Here is a 17,305-nt window from a genome sequence, read left to right as displayed (position 1 = left end):
GAAAGACTATCACCTATTGATTGTAAACGAATAGCCAAAATTTACAATATGAAATAGAATATTAACAGTAAATTTACTTAATTTATATATAATTATATTCGGAATGAAAATTATAAGGGAGGATATAGAATTATGGATAATGAAAACAACATTTTTATTTCTAGTTCTACAATGATGCTTGAACCATGTAAACACCCTTATTACCGTACAAAAATTATTGACAGTAGCGGAAACCATCTTTACTCCTGTCAAACTGCTCTCCAACTTATACAGAAATCTTGTCTAACAAATATTCATTCTACTTATCAAGGGAGACGTAATGCTGTAAAAACAAAATTTAAATTTAAACAAAACGTTCCAATTCCAATCAATCATAGAGAATATATTTGTGCTTTCCCAACAGAATCTCCTGCTTCTCCAAATTGTATTTGGCTTTTCTTCAAACATGTTCATACAATAGAGTTTTTCAAAAAAGCTAAACGAGCTAAAATTCATTTTTCAAACGGAGCTACCGTAACGATACAAATTAGTCCCCATAAGTTAAGCCAGCAATTATGGAAAGCTGGATATGTATTATCCCAAATGAACATGCAAGATTCATCACCTTAATAACAAATAGAATGGAAGGTAGTATTTCCTTACCTTCCATTCTATTTTCTATTTTTATCCTTTTACACTATCTCGCATTTTCTCAAGTGCTTGCCGATACATCCATCTTACTTGATAATATGTCATTTCCGTCTCTAAAGCGATTTCTCCCATCGTCTTCCCTACAAAAAAACGTTCAAAAATAATATACTTCTCCTTCTCATCTAACACGCTCATAAAATCCTTCACTCTTATTTCAACATCCTCAAAATGAAAGATATCCTCATACTCTCCTACACATACACATCTCTCCTGCACTGCGAACTCTTTCTTCAATCTCTCTAATATATAACCTCGCACCGTTACAACTGCATATGCAGGGAAATACCCCTTCTTTTCATCAAATCTTTCATACGCATGCCAAAGACCGATTAAACCACATTGATAATACTCTTCATAATCTTTACGAATACCTAATTTCTTTATTTGATTTACAATCATCCCTTCATACAAAACAACTGCCTCTTTAAAAGTCGCTGGCTTCACACAGTACCCGTTTCTAAAAGGTATACCTTTCTAGTATTCCGCGGTACCTTCACAATATAAAAATAAAGAAAAGATTTCACTGTGAGTCATTTCAAATACTACCGACGGAATTTGAAATTACACTAGATAGTATTTGAAATTTTGTTGATGGTATTTGATATAGGGGTAAAAATAAAAAAGGTGACTCTTGGAAGAGCCACCTTTTCTATCTTATTTCCTTATTGGAACATACCTTGTAAAGCTCCGATTCCAAGAGTTAAAACAAAGAAAACAATAGTAATAATTGTTGCCTGCTTTTTAGTCAAACCTGCTGTAATTTGAAGACCTAGCCATGTAACTGCATATCCCCAAATTGTAAACACTTCAAATTTACTTACAATGCCTTTTACAACACCACTACTTGAAGCAAAAATTGGCTCTAGGCCAGTGTACATTTCTTGACCTGATCCACCTAAAATATATGCTAAAATCGTATTTATTAATAAACCTAGTAATGAAATAACACTTGAATATACAGTAATCGCTAATAACTTTTTAAAAGAAGTATCATTGCTTATAAATACCATTAACACTTTATACACCACAGCACTAAGTAGAAAGACAAATGCCATACTAATAGCAATTATCCCAAATCCCATACCATATGTCATTGCAGCTGAAACAGTAACACCTAATTCCTTATTAAGCTTAATTGCTTCAGGTGTTAGAGAATATACATAAGCAGCAAATCCCCCAACAAGCCCAGCTATTAAAACAAGTAGCCAAAATGCACCCCAAACTGCATTACTCGTCTTCATTCTCTCAAACTGCTCACTTGGAGAAATAATCATTCCTAATAATGATGGCTTCTTCGCACCTACATCTTGCGTATTAATATTAGCTTCCATTATAACGCCTCCTTCTATTTATATAACCCGTTCTAACGGGCGGTTCACTTCCTCATATAGAGGCTACGAACCGCCCACTAGAACGGTAATGTGTAGTTCTACTACACTATTAATTACTCATAACGTAATGCTTCAATTGGATCTAATTTCGCAGCTTTATTTGCTGGAATTAATCCGAAAATAATACCGAGTGTCATCGAGAACAGTACGCCTCCAACGACAACTTCCCATGAAACGAGTGGTGGCCATTTTGCGAATGTAGAAACGATATATGCTCCGCCATACCCAAGGCCAATTCCGATCAAACCACCTAGAAGTGTTAACATAACGGCTTCAATTAAAAACTGTAATAAAATTTTACTACGCGTTGCTCCAAGCGCTTTACGTATCCCAATTTCGCGCGTACGCTCCGTTACAGATACAAGCATGATATTCATAACACCAATACCACCAACGACTAATGAAATACCAGCGATACCACCGATAATCATCGTCATGATGCTAGTTACTTTAGAAACATTTTCTTGGAGTTCTTTTAAATTCACCAGTTCATATTTACCTGGGATTTCACTTGGCTTACGACTATTTAATACATCAACAGCTCGTTTCCCTGCTGCTTCTAAATTGTCTACATTTTTAGCTTGAATGGCGATATTTTGAATATCATCTGTTCCGTATAAAACAGGCCATAATGTAAGAGGGATTAACGCTTCTTCCATTTCAAATCCCATAAACTCATTATCAGATGTATACACACCAATAATTTGCATTGGCTGTCCCTTCATCTCAATAATTTGTCCAACTGGGTTTACATCCTTAAATAACGTCTCCTCTGTTTTTGTACTAATCATCACAACGTTATTTGCATGAGAAATATCTGATTCGTTTAAAGTACGTCCCTTTACGACCTTTACTTTATTAACCGCAAAATATTCATTATCAAGACCAATAACATTCAGCCTTGCTTTTTTATCATTTACATCAAGTGTCTCTGTCGTCGAATTTGTTGTAATAACGTGTGAAACATCTTTCACTTGTTTTACTTCCAAAATATCCTCTTCCGTTAACTTCGGTATCTCAAATCCACCTATAGCAAATTCATCATTAATATCTGCTTTAAATTGAATTGGCATAAGGTTATTACCACCAGAACCCGCGAATTTCGACTTCAGCATCGCTTCCCCGCCTTGCCCAATTGCAACGACAGTAATAATCGAACCTACTCCAATAATAATACCGAGCATCGTAAGAGCTGAACGCAGTTTATGAGCTAAAATAGAAGACAGGGCAATTTTTATACTATCTAGTAAACTCATACCGCACACCTTCTATCTTCTGTAACTTTCCCGTCTCGCAGTACAATTCGGCGGGAAGAATACGCTGCTACTTCCTCTTCATGCGTAACCATAACAATTGTCGTACCTTCTGCATTAAGCTTCGTGAAAATATTCATAACTTGCTCACCAGACTTCGTATCAAGTGCACCAGTCGGTTCATCGGCCATAATGAACGTTGGATTATTCGCAATCGCTCTTGCAATCGCTACACGCTGCTTCTGTCCACCTGATAACTCATTTGGTAAATGATGCACGCGATCTGCCAATCCAACTTTACCTAACGCCTCCAAAGCACGCTTGCGACGCTCCGCTTTCTTCACGCCACCATATACGAGCGGAAGCTCAACATTTTCCACTGCGGAAAGACGAGGTAGTAAATTAAAATGCTGGAATACAAAGCCAATATATTCATTACGAATTAAAGCAAGCTTTGACTCGTCTGCTGTTAAGATATTCACGTCATTCAGCATATATTCGCCTTCTGTTGGACGATCTAAACAACCGATAATATTCATAAGCGTCGACTTACCAGAACCAGACGGTCCCATAATCGAAACGAACTCACCGCTCTGAATTGTTAAACTAATACCATGCAAAATCGGCACCGCCAATTTTCCTTGATAATACGTTTTAGCAATATTATTTAACGTAATCATTTCTCTTTCACTTCCATTCCGTCATACACATCGTCGGAAGGATTTTTAACCACCTTTTGCCCCACTGTTACGCCTTCTACAACCTCTGTCCAATCTCCATCAGTAGAACCTTTTTTCACATTTTGTTTACGAAGCTTTCCTTTTTCCTCAACATAAACAAATGCATCATCGCCTTTTGCTACAATGCTCTTACTTGGGACAGCAATCATCTTCTTATTCTCTAAGTTTACTTGCAATGAAACGTGATAACCTGGAGATAAACCATCTTGACTATCAAGGCTAGCTTTATATGTATATTGGGACATATTTTGAGTTGCTTCACCCATGCCGCCAGCTTGCGCCATCTCTGCACTTGTTGGGAACTCACTTACCTCTGTAATTTTACCTGTCCACTTCTTCTTATTATTTGCTTTCGCAGTTACAGTGAATGTTTGATCCTTTTGAATTTGTGACTTCTGAAGCTCAGTTAACGTACCTTGAACTTGGAATGGATCTTTAGAAGCTACTTGTAAAAACGCTTTTCCTTGACCACCTAACGCTTGAGATGAACTTTGTGCCGCATCTTTATCTAACTTTTGAACAACACCAGCGAAATTGCTATAAATCGTAAGTTCTTTCTGCTTCTTACTTAACTCTTCTTTCTGCAACTTTCCTTTTTCTTTCTCAAGGTCAATTGTTTTTTGTCCTATCTCTAACTCGTTTACTTGCTCGTCCATCGGATCTGTTACTTCTTTCCCAGCTCCGCTATCTTTCGCCTTCTTAATTTCTTTCTTCAACAAATTAATCTTCTTTTTTCCTTGATCATAACGCATATCCGCCATCTTCTGATCAAGCTCAGCTTGCTTCATTTGAAGGTTAATCTCTTCATTATCATAAGAGAATAACTTCGTGCCTTTCTCTACCTCTTGCCCTTCTTTTACCTCAATATCTTTCACTTTCCCTTTGGCCGGATCTGCATAGAAGCTTTCAATATTACCAGGCTTCACCTGACCAGAAATTAACTTCGTATTATTCAGCTTACGCTCTGTCACTTTCTCAAAACTTACAGCATCAGCATTTGTTGATGCGCCCTTCTTCTTACCTTGCATAACAAAAATATTAATTGCCGCTACAATAACAATTAGTGCAATAACCCCAATAATAATCCATTTCTTCTTCTTGTTTGGAGTACGAACCGTATTTGGTAACATATTACCGCTCCTTTTTTATAACTTAATAGTTTAATATAAAAATTGTATAAAACTTTCTGAAAATATATTACATATTATTACAAAGTTTTACACATCCATTTATATTGTAACAAAAATTCCAATGATTAGAAATATGACATTATATCTTTTAAGATAGATTTAAGGAAAGATTATATTATATAGAAAAAGCCATCCAAAATAATAATTGGATAGCTTTTTCAAACAAAATATTACGCTACTTTAGGATCTTTTCTCTCATGTCCACGTTGAACAATAAATAAGAAGATTGTTGATAAAACCGCACCTGTTAATAGTAAGATGAAACAACCATCCCAGCCAGAACTATCAACAATAACACCAATTGCTGCGTTAGCTACAAGACTTCCGCCTACATAACCGAATAGACCACACATACCAACTGTCGTACCTACTGCAAATTTCGGTACTAATTCCATCGCACTTAAACCGATTAAGAACTGTGGTACATAAATTAAACAACCGATAATAGAAACTGCAATACTTACAACAAGTACGCTAGTTGCTTGCCAATATATAAACGTACCAATAACAACTCCAACCATACTAATAATACATAATGGCATACGTTTTCCTTTAAATAATTTATCACTTAAAAAGCCAACGATTAATGAACTTGGAATTGCCATACCTTCAAAGATTGCATATGCCGCATGCGCTTCTGCTTTTGAAAATCCTTTAACTGTCGTTAAATAAAGTGGAACCCAGTTAATAACACCGAAACGAATTAAATAAACAAAAGCATTCGCAATACATAAGAACCATACAAATTTATTTTTCACTACATACTTCATTAAAATTTCTTTTGGTGACATCTTGTTAGCATTATCTGCTTTTTCAAGATTTTCATAGTCATTACGATACTCATCAATTGGAGGAAGACCTTCAGATTCTGGTGTATCCTTCGCATTGATCCAAACAAGTACTGCAATTACCATTGCGATAATCGCAGGGAAAATAAACACGCCGCCTTGCCAATGATTTTCACCGAAAATACCTACACCAATTCCGACAAGTGGTGGTACAAGCATTCCACCAACGTTATGTGAAATATTCCAAAGGCCTGTTTTCGTACCACGTTCTTTCTTCGAGAACCATTTCGTCATAACAATACTACAAGGTGGTGCTCCCATACCTTGTACAATACCGTTAACAACAAGTAATGTAACAATCATCCCAAATGATGATGCAAAGCCGAAACAAATATTTACAAGCCCTGATAAGAATAAACCGACTGCGATAAAGCGCTGGGCGAAAGCTTTATCTGATAAATTACCCATAAAGAACTTACTAAATCCATAAACAATTGCCATTACTGAGCCTAGTAGACCAATTTCAGCTGTACTAAAACCATATTCTTGTACTAAATACGTACTTGATAACGTAAAGTTACTACGAACTAAATAATAAGCAGCATATCCAACTGAAATCCCGATTAACACACGAATACGTAGTAATCGATATACACGATCGATCATATCCGCTGGCAATCTTTCAATTGCAGGTGCTGGCTTGAGCCATTTAAACATATATTTTCGTCTCCTTTTCTCACTTCAGAGAGAGACGCTGTCTATTCCATATCTCGATTATTCCGCTATTTGATATATTTTGGTTCGTCCTTCTAACCGGCTGTCCTTCTATTTCTTTCTCATTCTTCGCAAACATCGTTGGTACGCCAAACGACACTTTTTCTAAAATATGACCCGCTTCTTCTGATAAACAATAATCAATAAATAAATCCGCAATAATACCACTCGGTGCACGTTTTAGTTTCGAAATCGCATTAACAGATAACCCTGTTTGCTCAGGTTCGTTACTTAAAATCGGAAAGCCTTGTTTTTGAAGCATTCTCTGATCTCCCATAAAGTTGATGCCTATCATATATTCACCGCTCGCAACAAGTTCTGCTGGAATGTAACCATTCACTGTTACTTCTCCAACTTGTTCTGCCAGATTCTTCACATATTCCTTCGCTTCCTCTTCACCTAACGTATCAATCAGTGATTGAAAAAACGTATATGCTGTACCTGAAACATTTGGATCGGGCATGACAATCTTTCCCTTATATACTGGATTCAATAAATCTTTCCATCTTAACGGATACGAGAGACCGAGCGGCGCTATTTCCTCGTTCCACCGCTCTTTATTAATCGCAATTGCCAGCTTCTCCACTTCATAACCGTACCAATAACCATCTTTATCTTTAACAGTTTTTGAAATACGATTTGCATGTTGGCTTATCACAGGAATAGAAAGGTTTTTTTGCTTCATCATTTGATGCGCATCTACTGTACCGCCAATAATAATATCCGCCTTCGGATTTCCGGCTTCTTCTTCCACTCTACGAAGAAGTTCTTCTGTTGAAAGACGAATAAATTCATACGTACATCCGCGCGGCTTACAAAATGATGAAAGTAACGCTTCACCAACTTCCTCACGAGCCGCCACATACGCAACAATATGACGATCATCCAAAATAGGGAGACCATTTTTACTATATTTAATAGAGGTTGTATCTCGAGAGCAACTAGACATCGCTCCTCCAATTACTAGCAAAAAGAAGAAAAAGGCTATCTTTCTCATGACGCATTCTCCTTTACGAATAACTCTGCTAGAGAGCTTTTCATATACATGACATTTCCGTTATTATCACCGAGATATTGCACAACAAAGTACGATGGATACACAGAAATCGTAAGAATATCTTCACGATCATTCTTTACACGCTTACCTGTTTTATAAGCTGTAGTATAAGCAATCGGTTCATTCTGCGATTGTAATAACTTCTGAATTTCTCCGTAATCTGTAATTTGCTTTGCGTATCGAATAGAATCAAGTATGTGCGTAAGATTGATAGTACGTACCACATCACCTTGACGTACTACGACATCCTTTGCTGAAGCAAAGAAATCACTAATACGCTCTGGCGTGTAATACAGGCTTAATAAATACGTTTGAAGTGCTGAAATCATCGGATCCATGCCATTCTTTCCGTATACATTTTCCCCATACTGGAACAAGTCACCTACTGCAAAAGTACGCTTATGTCCATTCAAGTACGTTACTTCTCCAGTAAATACTTGTTCTTGGCTCTTAACGCCCTCAGGCTCTATTCGAATTCGGTCAAAGAATGAAACAATCGTATGCAAACGAACTTCATCCGTTACAACAATTTCTCCCCACTTTTCATGTCTTACTTTCACTTCAATTGGAAGAGATTCATTCACCCTTTGTAAAACGGCTTGTTTATCATTTACAATGTTGATTCGATTATAGATTTGCTTCTCCATAACATAAAACAAAACAAGAGAAACAATCATACAAATGACAAACATAAGAATTTGAAATGATAGCCTTTTCATTTCTGCCTACCTCCAAGATAAAAAAACGTTGTTTCGAAAATACCGCATAATTGTTTCATAAATGTATCATTTAACCGCTTTCAAGTTTTTTATGTCTTCCATCCTTCTCGGAAGCAAAAATGTAATGAATATTGTAGTACCTATTTCTTCACTACTCTCAATCCGCATGCCTCCGCCCTGCTTACTCATAATCTCCTGACAAATATACAAACCATAACCATTCCCGTAACTAGAAGGAAGTGCCTTTCCTTTCGGAGACTCATTCCACTCTGCAAGCACCACTTCATCTATACCGATCCCATCATCATGAACAAAAACCTTCGCTTCATGCTCATTTACAATTACATTCATACGAATGTGCGAAGCATCACTATACTTAATTGCATTATCAAGCACATTTAAGAAAATTTGCTTCGTCTTATCAAAATCCGCAACAACATGTACATCTGTTAACTCATTTATCACTTCAATTTCAAATTGATTTAGACGAGGCTTCACAATTGAAACTGCTTCCTCTGCCAATTCCTTTATATTCACAACTGTAGGAGACACTTCAAACGTACTCGTTCCATATTTCGAGGACTTAAGCAATTCCTCTACAAGTGATAATAAACGCTCACTTTCCACAGCCACATAACGAAGACTTTCTTGTACATCTTCTTTCGAATGTAACTTCGGAATTAAATCAACATAACCGATAATTGCCGTTAGCGGGGTTTTTAACTCATGCGTAATGCGATCTAGGAAATCTTTCTGCTTCTCCTTCTCCTCCTGCAATTGCTTAATATGCAGTTCAATTCCATCGGCCATCGCGTTAAAAGATGCTGAAAGCTGAGCGATTTCTACGTACTCATTTAACTCAATCTTACTCTTATAATCACCATTCGCGAGCCTCTGTGCCATTTGTCTCAACTGATCAATTGGTTTATGAAGAGACTTCGCCAAACGAATCGCAAAGAAAATACCGGTAGCTACTAGGCAAAGAGATGTCATTAAGAACGTCCAACTCACATTTGTTAAAACTTCCTTCTCACCCGTTAACTCATTTATAAAACGAATGCTTCCGATGACATCGTTTCCATAATATACTGGGCTTGAAAATAAAAGAATGGGAGCGGGATCCGCCTCTTCAAAAACATAAGACTTCTTTCCCTTCAAAGAACTCTCAATGTCGATGTTACGGTGAAGCAATGCTCCTTTTTGTGTATCTGCAACAACATCGCCATTCTTCCCAATCATCTGCACACGGACATCCATACGCTTCGCTAAATACGACGCAATTAAAAGTGAATTCGGACCAAGCGTATCCACTTCTGCTTCCCTCTCTAAATAATTCATCGTATAAATTTGTGCTTCTACACTTAACTTTTCTAAAGAATCTGCTGCGTTATGATACATATTCTTTTCTAACGTAATATAAACAACTGCATATAAAAGAACAAAAATCGGAATTAACAGCCCAACTATTCCAAACACCATATTTCGTTTTAAAGACATACCATCACCACTTAACAATCCAGTTTATAGCCAACGCCATAAATTGTCTTAATATATTCTCCGCTCGTCCCGAGCTTCTTTCGAAGTCTCTGCACCATAATATCAACGGCTCTCGTATTTCCGATATACTCAAATCCCCATACTTTCTCAAGTAACTCATCCCTCATAAACACACGCTGCGGATTTGAAACAAACAACTGACATAAATTAAACTCTCGGTACGTTAACTGAATCTCTTGTCCACTCACATGTACCTTTCTTTCCTTAGGACAAACCACGATCTCTCCAGCCTCAATTACTTCATGACTTACAGCCGCCTCCGCCTTCTTTACACGGCGCGTCATATTCTTAATCCGAAGAATAAGCTCCGCATAATTAAACGGCTTCGTCACATAATCATCAGCACCAAGCTGCAAACCAAGCAACTTATCATTCATCTGACTCTTTGCCGTTAACATAAGCACCGGAATATCCCTATCCCTCTCACGGAACAAACGAAGCAACTCATACCCATCCGTATCCGGAAGCATAACATCCAAAATCAATACATCCGGCCCTTCATTCCATCTCTCTAAAGCTTCTCTCCCATCAGCCGCTGCCAATACTTCATAACCTTCCATCTCCAACTGCATCCGAATCAAATTACGAATACTCGATTCATCATCAACCACAAGTATTTTCATCATTCTCCTCCTTCCACCACGTATTATAGTACAGTTTAGTATAGCAAAAATCCTATAAAAAAAGAGAGGGTATTGTCGAACATATTTTGTCGACGATACCCTCTCCCCTTTTATTATTTAGCTACAAAATAATCCGTTACATATTGTGCCCAAACTTCATGACCTTTAGCAGTTGGGAAACCAAACTCTTCTTTTAAGTATGGTAGGATAGCCTTTGTCGATGCATCCGGCCATGCTCCCCAATGATCAATATATGTATAATTATTTTGCGTCGCAAATTGTTTTAATGCTTCAATCGCTTTCGGATAATTTTTCGCACCATACACTGGATTTGATGGTTGAATCATAATCGTAGCGCCCTTTGCACTAGTAGAAAGTGCTTGAACGAACTTCTGTGTACTCGCAACAGAGTTCCCATTACCAGTTTTACCGTTATCAGTAATAAATGGTGGCTCAAATAAAATCACATCTGGATTCTCTTTCGCAATCTCTTTATCACGCTTATTCGCAATTAACTCTTCTGTGCTTTCACCCTTATATTCCTTTACAGTCACATTCCATAAACCTTTACCGTAAGCAGTTTCTAAATTAGACGTTAACTTAGCTGCCCAAGCACCTTTTTCAGATGAAGAAGCTTCATCACCAACAATAATAAGGTTTACTGCCTTTTTATCCTCAGCAGCTTTCTTTAACTTCTCTTTCACTGCATCTGGCAAATTCTTCGCGTATGCTTCATTAAAAGATGACTTCGCATCTTGTTTTTTCTCTTCTTTCTTTGCTCCGCTATCTTTTACTTCAGTCTTTGTTTTCGTTACTTCACTCGTTTGTCCTGTTGCATTCGCAATCTTCTTATTCCAGTACAATTTACCGCTCACAATCGAAGCAACAAACAATACAAAAATAACAAGGACAAGTACCGCTTTCTTATTCATCGATTCACCTCATCTATTAATCTCACAATATATAATACTAATATAAATCCATGCAAAAATAAACCCAACTCCTTCCAAAGGAGCTGGGTTATTACATATTACTTAGTTAATTCAAGATGTGCTCTTAACTTATTCGTTATATCTTGTTTTGCTGCCTCTGGAACATAGTAGTACCAAATACCATCAGCGGCTTTGTGTCCGTCACCTGGAATTTGAATTTCTTCACTGTTCTCCATACAGTCTTTATAATTCTTTTGAATATCAAACATTTGATCTTGCGTTAAACTTGTTTTTACGTTTTTCTCAATTGCTTTTAATACATCACCGTAGCTTGCTAGAGAAGATACACTTGCACCCTTCTTAATTACAGCTTGAATAACTTGACGTTGGCGCATTTGACGACCGAAGTCACCACGTGGATCTTCATAACGCATACGAGTATACTTTAATGCTGTTTCACCATTTAAATGGATGTTACCTTTAGCAAAATGTTGCTCCCTTGATGTAAACTCCAAATCATTATTTACATCAACACCACCAACAGCGTCTACAATATCTTTGAATCCAGCCATGTTTACCTCAATGTAATGATCGACTGGTACATTAAGAAAATTCTCTACTGTTTTTACAGCCATATCAATTCCGCCAAAAGCATAGGCATGGTTGATTTTATCTTTTTTCCCTTTCCCTACAATCTCCGTATAAGAGTCTCGTGGGATACTTGTAATTTTCATAGATTTTGTTTTTTGGTTTAAGGTAAATAACATAAGTGAATCGGATCTACCTGTTCCATTACCTTCTTGATCTACGCCCATCAGTAAAATAGAGATAGGTTTATTATCCGCAATTTCTACTTTCTTATCTCGTTTATCAGACTTATCACGATCCAAAGGCTTATGCACTGTATTTAATGTATTAGATACATTAGAGTAAACAGTATACGCATATACTCCACCAGCAATAACAAGAACACCAATGATACCTAGAATCCAAAATAGAATCTTTTTCTTCATCGTTTTTCCTTCTTTCGGTTAACAATTTCAACATTATAAATTTCATTTCATATAATACTATACGGATATACATATAAATTGTAAATGACTTGTAAACTAAATGCTACTCTAATATCCCATTAATAAAAAGCATAAATATATATATCAAGAATTTAAAAATAACTTCTCATAATCATTCACTATTTTCTCCCAAGAATACTCATGAATAATTCGATCTTTAGCTTTGTTACTTAACTTATCAATTTCATCTTCAGAATAAGCCTCTACTTCTTGAATTAAATTAGCTAAATCGCCTTCTTCTTTAGAAAAATAAACCGCACCTTCTTCACCGACTTCTTTATTGAATACTACATCCAAAAGCATATTCAATTTCGTCGATGCTAACGCCTCTAATAATGATGGATTCGTTCCACCCACTTCATGACCATGGAAATAGGCAAATGCATCTTCACGAATTTTTCTTAATAAGTCTTGGTCATAAACAGTGCCAACAAATTTAATACGTGGATCTTTATTAAAATTCGTTTTTGTTAATAATTCTTGATAAAATTGATTTTCTTCAACATTCGAAATGATAACAAAATCTTTTTTAGAATTTGATTTCATAAACTCACGGACCATTAATTCATAGTTATTCTCTGGAACGAAACGACCAACTACTAAATAATATTCATTCCCAGCCACATCATACTGCTTATACCATTCAATTAACTTTCTGTCGTCCTCTTTTAAAAGAGAGGTTGTAACATCCGCACCGTAGGCAATAAAAGTTGTCTTTGGTTCATGCTTTTTGTAATCCTTTTGAATATATGACTCAATACCTTTAGAATCACATACCAGTAAATCAGCATGCTTGACCATTAGATTTTCAGAGATTTTCCAATAAGCTCTAATAGCTGGACTCCATTTACTTCTTTTCCATTCATGACCATCTGGATTTACAAAGACTTGAACACCCATTTTTTCTAACTTCTTTTTATAAAAAGAGAAAAATGGGCCAATACGACATGCGAGTATATATACAATACAGTTTTTAAGATTATTTTTTTTAATATAACTAATACACTCTCTTAAACTTAATATATCATACGCAACAGCTTTCGCACTCCCAATTTCAGGTGTCTTCACGTTGAAGCATCTCGCTTTATTATGCTGAAACTCTTCATTGTTATCCGCTAAGCAAGATACATGATACTGAATATCTTCACTTTGCTTTCGTTCCGTTAAATACTCTACAAACGTTTCAAATCCCCCATACTTCGCTGGGATTCCTTTCGATCCAATAATAAATACGTGTTTCATCTAATTTTCTACTCCCGCTCTTACCTCTTGATATAGGCTTATTATTTCTTTAGTATGTTGTTTCATTAAATGAGGGAAATCTAATTCCATTAGATTTTCACTTACTCGTTCTAATAATGAAATATCATCAAGAATCATTGATAGTTTATCAATAAAATCATGTTTATTTACTTTATAAATAAAGCCAGTTTCTCCATCTTGTATCAAGTCCTTAAAACCAACGTATTCAGAGACCATAATTGGAACACCATACGATTGTGCCTCTAAACCAATAAACCCAAAAGTTTCCTTCCAAATGCTAGGGATAATTAACAGATCAACTTCATTAAAAATATCTTTTAACTGGCTATAATTATATCGACCATAAAATGTATAATATTCTGGATTATATATGTCTGGATCATTTAAAAAATCACCATATACTCCTAAGTGCCAATTAGTATATCCCTTTTCTTTTAAAGATTCCAATGTATCTTTCAAAGAGTAAAACCCTTTATAGGTATCTATAGGCCCTAAATATCCTAATTTAACTACCGAGTTCTCTCTTTTTGTAATACTGCGCTCTTGACGATAATCAAAAATATCTTGATGGCTAATAGAAACTACCTTTCCACTTACATCAAAATATTTTTCAAACTGCTCTTTTGCTATAGAACTATTGAAATGGAAGTAATCTACTAACTTAAACATTTTTAAATAATAATTTCTTAATTCTATATACTGCTTCGCTAAATCCACATCTATTTCTTCAACCCCTTGTTTCACACTAGGAGCTGCATTATTATTTTTAGTTTGATTTTTTTTAATTTTCCTTAGCGATTTCACTATACTACTATCTTTTAAATAACGATATGGATACGATTGCATCACATGAACCATCGGAAGACTTAATGCATTCACATTACATTCTATACAGCTTTTCCCATCATTAAAATTATTACAAATGTTACCTTTTGAGTCCATCAAATTTACTTTTGGACAAAGACCAAAGTAATCATGTGTAGTAAATACAATTTTTATGTTCAATCTCTTTGCTGTTTCAAAAAATTCTTTGTGTATCCCCATTAAGGTATGCACATGAATTACTTCTGGTTTTAATTCTATTAAAAATTCCTCATATACCTTATGATCTACTTCCTCCATAAAATGTTCAGGTTGATTAATTCCATTTAATAAAGGAATTGGTAAAGGATTAATTAATTCATATACCAATATACTTCCATGTGGTTTGTTTTTCTTAACAGCTGTCCTTTTCGAGAGTGTAAATTTCCCTGGATACAAAAGAAACACTTGATGCTCTTGTCCTTGTGAATGCATTAGATCTACTGAGTATTTTGTCAGCCCACCTGTGCGATAAGGTGGTAATCCCAGTGAAATATGCAATATTTTCAATTTGTTTTCTCCTCATTTCCCATTCGTTTTTTTACAATTTTTACAGGATTTCCCACAGCGATACTAAAAGGTGGAATATCTTTATTTACTAAAGTATTAGCACCTATCACAGAGCCCTTTCCGACTTTAACTCCATCTAAGAAAACCGCTCCGGATCCTATCCAGCAATCATCTCCAACGATTATACCCTTATTGGTAACGCCCTGTTCTTTAATAGGAATATCTAATCTGTCAAAATTATGATTTTCCGAATGAAATCTCACATTTTGTCCCATAATAACATTCTTTCCGATTCTAATTCCACCGGCTGCTCCAAAAAAGCTAAAATCGCCAATACCACTATTATCTCCAATAGTCATACCTTTTCCAAGATGTTTCAGGCTCCCTGAGCATGCAATAATGGTATAAGAACCAACCTTCACATTATTGCCAACCTTAAGTCCTTCTTTAGATAAACCATCTAAAGATACATAATTATCTAAGGTTACTCCATTCCCTAACTCAATTGCATTTTTATTTTTTAAAATTACCCTTCTTCCTATAAATAACACCTTTCCACACTTCTTTAAGCCAATACGTTTAAAAAAACCGCGCCATAAGCTTATTGTTCTAGAAGAAACAATACTTAGTATATTAGTAGTTGTTATACTACTATCCAACTTATATTCTGTTTTCTTTAACTTACTTATGAGAAAATTCAAAAGTGAAATCATACGTAATTATAATCCTCTTATTTCTAATTTTTTAATATCAATATCCCAAAATAGAAACTAACATAAATTTTGACACAATAAAAAAATAAAAGAGATAAGTTATTCAAAAACTTATCTCTTTTATTTAATAAAGGTTTAATTCAAATTTTTACAATGATGAATATTGCTTAGCAAAATACCCCTGATATTCACCTGATACAATTGCTTTCCACCATTCCTCATTATCTAAATACCACTGGATTGTTTGAGCAATTCCTGTTTCAAATGTATAAGTTGGTTTCCAACCTAACTTTTCTAGCTTTGTTGGATCAATTGCGTAACGCTTATCATGACCTAAGCGATCTTGAACGAACTCAATTAAGACTTCTGATTTACCAAGCGTACTAATAATCGTTTGAACTACTTCTAAATTTGTACGCTCATTATGTCCCCCAACATTATATACTTCACCATTTACACCTTCATGCATAACTAAATCAATTGCGGCACAATGATCAATAACATGTAACCAGTCACGAATGTTTTTACCGTCTCCATATACAGGAACCTTCTCATCATTTAGTACACGTGAAATTGTTAATGGAATTAATTTTTCTGGGAAATGGAACGGTCCATAGTTGTTTGAGCAACGTGTAATGTTAATTGGTAATCCAAATGTTTCATGATATGCTCGAACTAATAGGTCAGAAGAAGCTTTACTTGCACTATATGGGCTATTTGGTTGTAAAGGTGTATCTTCTGTAAAGAATGTAGTTGGATCAAAATCTAATTCACCGTATACTTCATCTGTCGATACATGAACAAATTTAGTAATACCAAACGCTTTTGCTGCATCTAATAATACTTGTGTCCCTAATACATTGGTACTAATAAATACTTCAGGTTCAGTAATAGAACGATCCACATGACTCTCTGCAGCAAAATGCACAACATAATCGAATTTTTCTTGTTCAAATAGTTGGTTTACCGCTTGACGGTCTACGATATCAACCTTAGCGAATGAATGGTTATCTTTGTTCTCAATATCTTTATGCTTTGTTAAATCTCCCGCATATGTCAATACATCTAAATTTACAATATGATAATCTGGATATTTATTTACCATATACTGTACAAAGTTTCCTCCAATAAAACCTGCGCCACCTGTTACTAATACTTTCTTTTTTTCCAT

General features: G+C 35.5%; 17 protein-coding genes. 1 reads left to right on the top strand and 16 read right to left on the bottom strand.

The features are described from left to right. Positions 1 to 132: 132 nt before the first annotated feature. Positions 133 to 609, top strand: a complete 477-nt coding sequence (locus tag HMAS_RS21875; RefSeq protein WP_000368312.1) for a competence protein ComK — start codon at positions 133 to 135, stop codon at positions 607 to 609. A gap of 54 nt (positions 610 to 663) precedes the next feature. Here the strand turns inward: HMAS_RS21875 and HMAS_RS21870 are convergent, their stop codons facing one another. From HMAS_RS21870 to rfbB, 16 genes are all read right to left on the bottom strand, one after another. Beyond that, on the bottom strand, positions 664 to 1,134 hold the full coding sequence (locus HMAS_RS21870; protein ID WP_002025078.1) for a sigma-70 family RNA polymerase sigma factor: 471 nt from the start codon (positions 1,132 to 1,134) through the stop codon (positions 664 to 666). A 218-nt stretch (positions 1,135 to 1,352) separates the two neighbouring features. Then, complete coding sequence (locus HMAS_RS21865) at positions 1,353 to 2,021, bottom strand: Yip1 family protein (RefSeq protein ID WP_061113495.1); 669 nt, start codon at positions 2,019 to 2,021, stop codon at positions 1,353 to 1,355. Positions 2,022 to 2,134: 113 nt separating this feature from the next. Next, complete coding sequence (locus HMAS_RS21860) at positions 2,135 to 3,337, bottom strand: ABC transporter permease (protein ID WP_061113496.1); 1,203 nt, start codon at positions 3,335 to 3,337, stop codon at positions 2,135 to 2,137. After that, a complete protein-coding gene (locus HMAS_RS21855) occupies positions 3,334 to 4,014 on the bottom strand; it encodes an ABC transporter ATP-binding protein (RefSeq protein WP_000631626.1) in 681 nt (226 codons plus the stop codon). Before HMAS_RS21855 ends, HMAS_RS21860 begins: the two co-directional genes overlap by 4 nt. Then, positions 4,011 to 5,204 carry an efflux RND transporter periplasmic adaptor subunit gene (locus HMAS_RS21850; protein WP_116345025.1) on the bottom strand — a complete coding sequence of 398 codons (1,194 nt, stop codon included), beginning with the start codon at positions 5,202 to 5,204 and terminating at the stop codon, positions 4,011 to 4,013. Before HMAS_RS21850 ends, HMAS_RS21855 begins: the two co-directional genes overlap by 4 nt. Before the next feature lie 230 nt (positions 5,205 to 5,434). Then, positions 5,435 to 6,769, bottom strand: coding sequence for an MFS transporter (locus HMAS_RS21845; protein WP_000477602.1), 1,335 nt, complete (start codon positions 6,767 to 6,769; stop codon positions 5,435 to 5,437). Between the two features lie 19 nt (positions 6,770 to 6,788). Next, positions 6,789 to 7,823, bottom strand: coding sequence for an ABC transporter substrate-binding protein (locus HMAS_RS21840; RefSeq protein WP_001225641.1), 1,035 nt, complete (start codon positions 7,821 to 7,823; stop codon positions 6,789 to 6,791). Beyond that, entirely contained in the window at positions 7,820 to 8,602 is a 783-nt protein-coding gene (locus HMAS_RS21835) for a DUF3919 family protein (protein WP_116345024.1), read from the bottom strand. Before HMAS_RS21835 ends, HMAS_RS21840 begins: the two co-directional genes overlap by 4 nt. A 66-nt stretch (positions 8,603 to 8,668) precedes the next feature. Beyond that, the gene (locus tag HMAS_RS21830; protein WP_116345023.1) at positions 8,669 to 10,099 is read right to left on the bottom strand and encodes a HAMP domain-containing sensor histidine kinase; all 1,431 of its coding nucleotides are present in this window, start codon (positions 10,097 to 10,099) and stop codon (positions 8,669 to 8,671) included. A gap of 11 nt (positions 10,100 to 10,110) precedes the next feature. Then, on the bottom strand, positions 10,111 to 10,782 hold the full coding sequence (locus HMAS_RS21825) for a response regulator transcription factor (RefSeq protein ID WP_098293298.1): 672 nt from the start codon (positions 10,780 to 10,782) through the stop codon (positions 10,111 to 10,113). A gap of 113 nt (positions 10,783 to 10,895) precedes the next feature. Continuing rightward, on the bottom strand, positions 10,896 to 11,714 hold the full coding sequence (locus tag HMAS_RS21820; protein ID WP_116345022.1) for an SGNH/GDSL hydrolase family protein: 819 nt from the start codon (positions 11,712 to 11,714) through the stop codon (positions 10,896 to 10,898). A 98-nt stretch (positions 11,715 to 11,812) separates the two neighbouring features. After that, on the bottom strand, positions 11,813 to 12,727 hold the full coding sequence (locus HMAS_RS21815) for a LytR family transcriptional regulator (protein WP_000727065.1): 915 nt from the start codon (positions 12,725 to 12,727) through the stop codon (positions 11,813 to 11,815). A 144-nt stretch (positions 12,728 to 12,871) separates the two neighbouring features. Further along, positions 12,872 to 14,029: a beta 1-4 rhamnosyltransferase Cps2T gene (gene cps2T, locus HMAS_RS21810; RefSeq protein WP_116345021.1), complete on the bottom strand. Its 1,158-nt coding sequence runs from the start codon at positions 14,027 to 14,029 to the stop codon at positions 12,872 to 12,874. Next, a complete protein-coding gene (locus tag HMAS_RS21805) occupies positions 14,030 to 15,421 on the bottom strand; it encodes a glycosyltransferase (RefSeq protein ID WP_048568635.1) in 1,392 nt (463 codons plus the stop codon). It lies immediately after the preceding gene. Further along, positions 15,418 to 16,134 (bottom strand): acyltransferase, encoded by a 717-nt coding sequence (locus tag HMAS_RS21800; protein WP_048568636.1) that lies wholly within the window; start codon positions 16,132 to 16,134, stop codon positions 15,418 to 15,420. Before HMAS_RS21800 ends, HMAS_RS21805 begins: the two co-directional genes overlap by 4 nt. A 148-nt stretch (positions 16,135 to 16,282) precedes the next feature. After that, positions 16,283 to 17,305: a dTDP-glucose 4,6-dehydratase gene (gene rfbB, locus HMAS_RS21795; RefSeq protein ID WP_048568637.1), complete on the bottom strand. Its 1,023-nt coding sequence runs from the start codon at positions 17,303 to 17,305 to the stop codon at positions 16,283 to 16,285.

Origin of the sequence: Bacillus sp. HMA207 (assembly GCF_003402455.1) — a bacterium.
GTDB lineage: Bacteria > Bacillota > Bacilli > Bacillales > Bacillaceae_G > Bacillus_A > Bacillus_A cereus.
The sequence above is the reverse complement of the archived record's forward strand: the minus strand, read 5'-3'. Positions and strand labels throughout refer to the sequence as shown.

What these genes read in the sequence shown, in the direction of transcription:
- cps2T (WP_116345021.1), bottom strand. Translation starts at nt 14,029, where the DNA reads ATGAAACACGTATTTATTATTGGATCGAAAGGAATCCCAGCGAAGTAT.
- HMAS_RS21865 (WP_061113495.1), bottom strand. Translation starts at nt 2,021, where the DNA reads ATGGAAGCTAATATTAATACGCAAGATGTAGGTGCGAAGAAGCCATCA.
- HMAS_RS21820 (WP_116345022.1), bottom strand. Translation starts at nt 11,714, where the DNA reads ATGAATAAGAAAGCGGTACTTGTCCTTGTTATTTTTGTATTGTTTGTT.
- HMAS_RS21835 (WP_116345024.1), bottom strand. Translation starts at nt 8,602, where the DNA reads ATGAAAAGGCTATCATTTCAAATTCTTATGTTTGTCATTTGTATGATT.
- HMAS_RS21850 (WP_116345025.1), bottom strand. Translation starts at nt 5,204, where the DNA reads ATGTTACCAAATACGGTTCGTACTCCAAACAAGAAGAAGAAATGGATT.
- HMAS_RS21845 (WP_000477602.1), bottom strand. Translation starts at nt 6,769, where the DNA reads ATGTTTAAATGGCTCAAGCCAGCACCTGCAATTGAAAGATTGCCAGCG.
- HMAS_RS21800 (WP_048568636.1), bottom strand. Translation starts at nt 16,134, where the DNA reads ATGATTTCACTTTTGAATTTTCTCATAAGTAAGTTAAAGAAAACAGAA.
- HMAS_RS21855 (WP_000631626.1), bottom strand. Translation starts at nt 4,014, where the DNA reads ATGATTACGTTAAATAATATTGCTAAAACGTATTATCAAGGAAAATTG.
- HMAS_RS21875 (WP_000368312.1), top strand. Translation starts at nt 133, where the DNA reads ATGGATAATGAAAACAACATTTTTATTTCTAGTTCTACAATGATGCTT.
- rfbB (WP_048568637.1), bottom strand. Translation starts at nt 17,305, where the DNA reads ATGGAAAAAAAGAAAGTATTAGTAACAGGTGGCGCAGGTTTTATTGGA.
- HMAS_RS21860 (WP_061113496.1), bottom strand. Translation starts at nt 3,337, where the DNA reads ATGAGTTTACTAGATAGTATAAAAATTGCCCTGTCTTCTATTTTAGCT.
- HMAS_RS21840 (WP_001225641.1), bottom strand. Translation starts at nt 7,823, where the DNA reads ATGAGAAAGATAGCCTTTTTCTTCTTTTTGCTAGTAATTGGAGGAGCG.
- HMAS_RS21825 (WP_098293298.1), bottom strand. Translation starts at nt 10,782, where the DNA reads ATGAAAATACTTGTGGTTGATGATGAATCGAGTATTCGTAATTTGATT.
- HMAS_RS21830 (WP_116345023.1), bottom strand. Translation starts at nt 10,099, where the DNA reads ATGTCTTTAAAACGAAATATGGTGTTTGGAATAGTTGGGCTGTTAATT.
- HMAS_RS21815 (WP_000727065.1), bottom strand. Translation starts at nt 12,727, where the DNA reads ATGAAGAAAAAGATTCTATTTTGGATTCTAGGTATCATTGGTGTTCTT.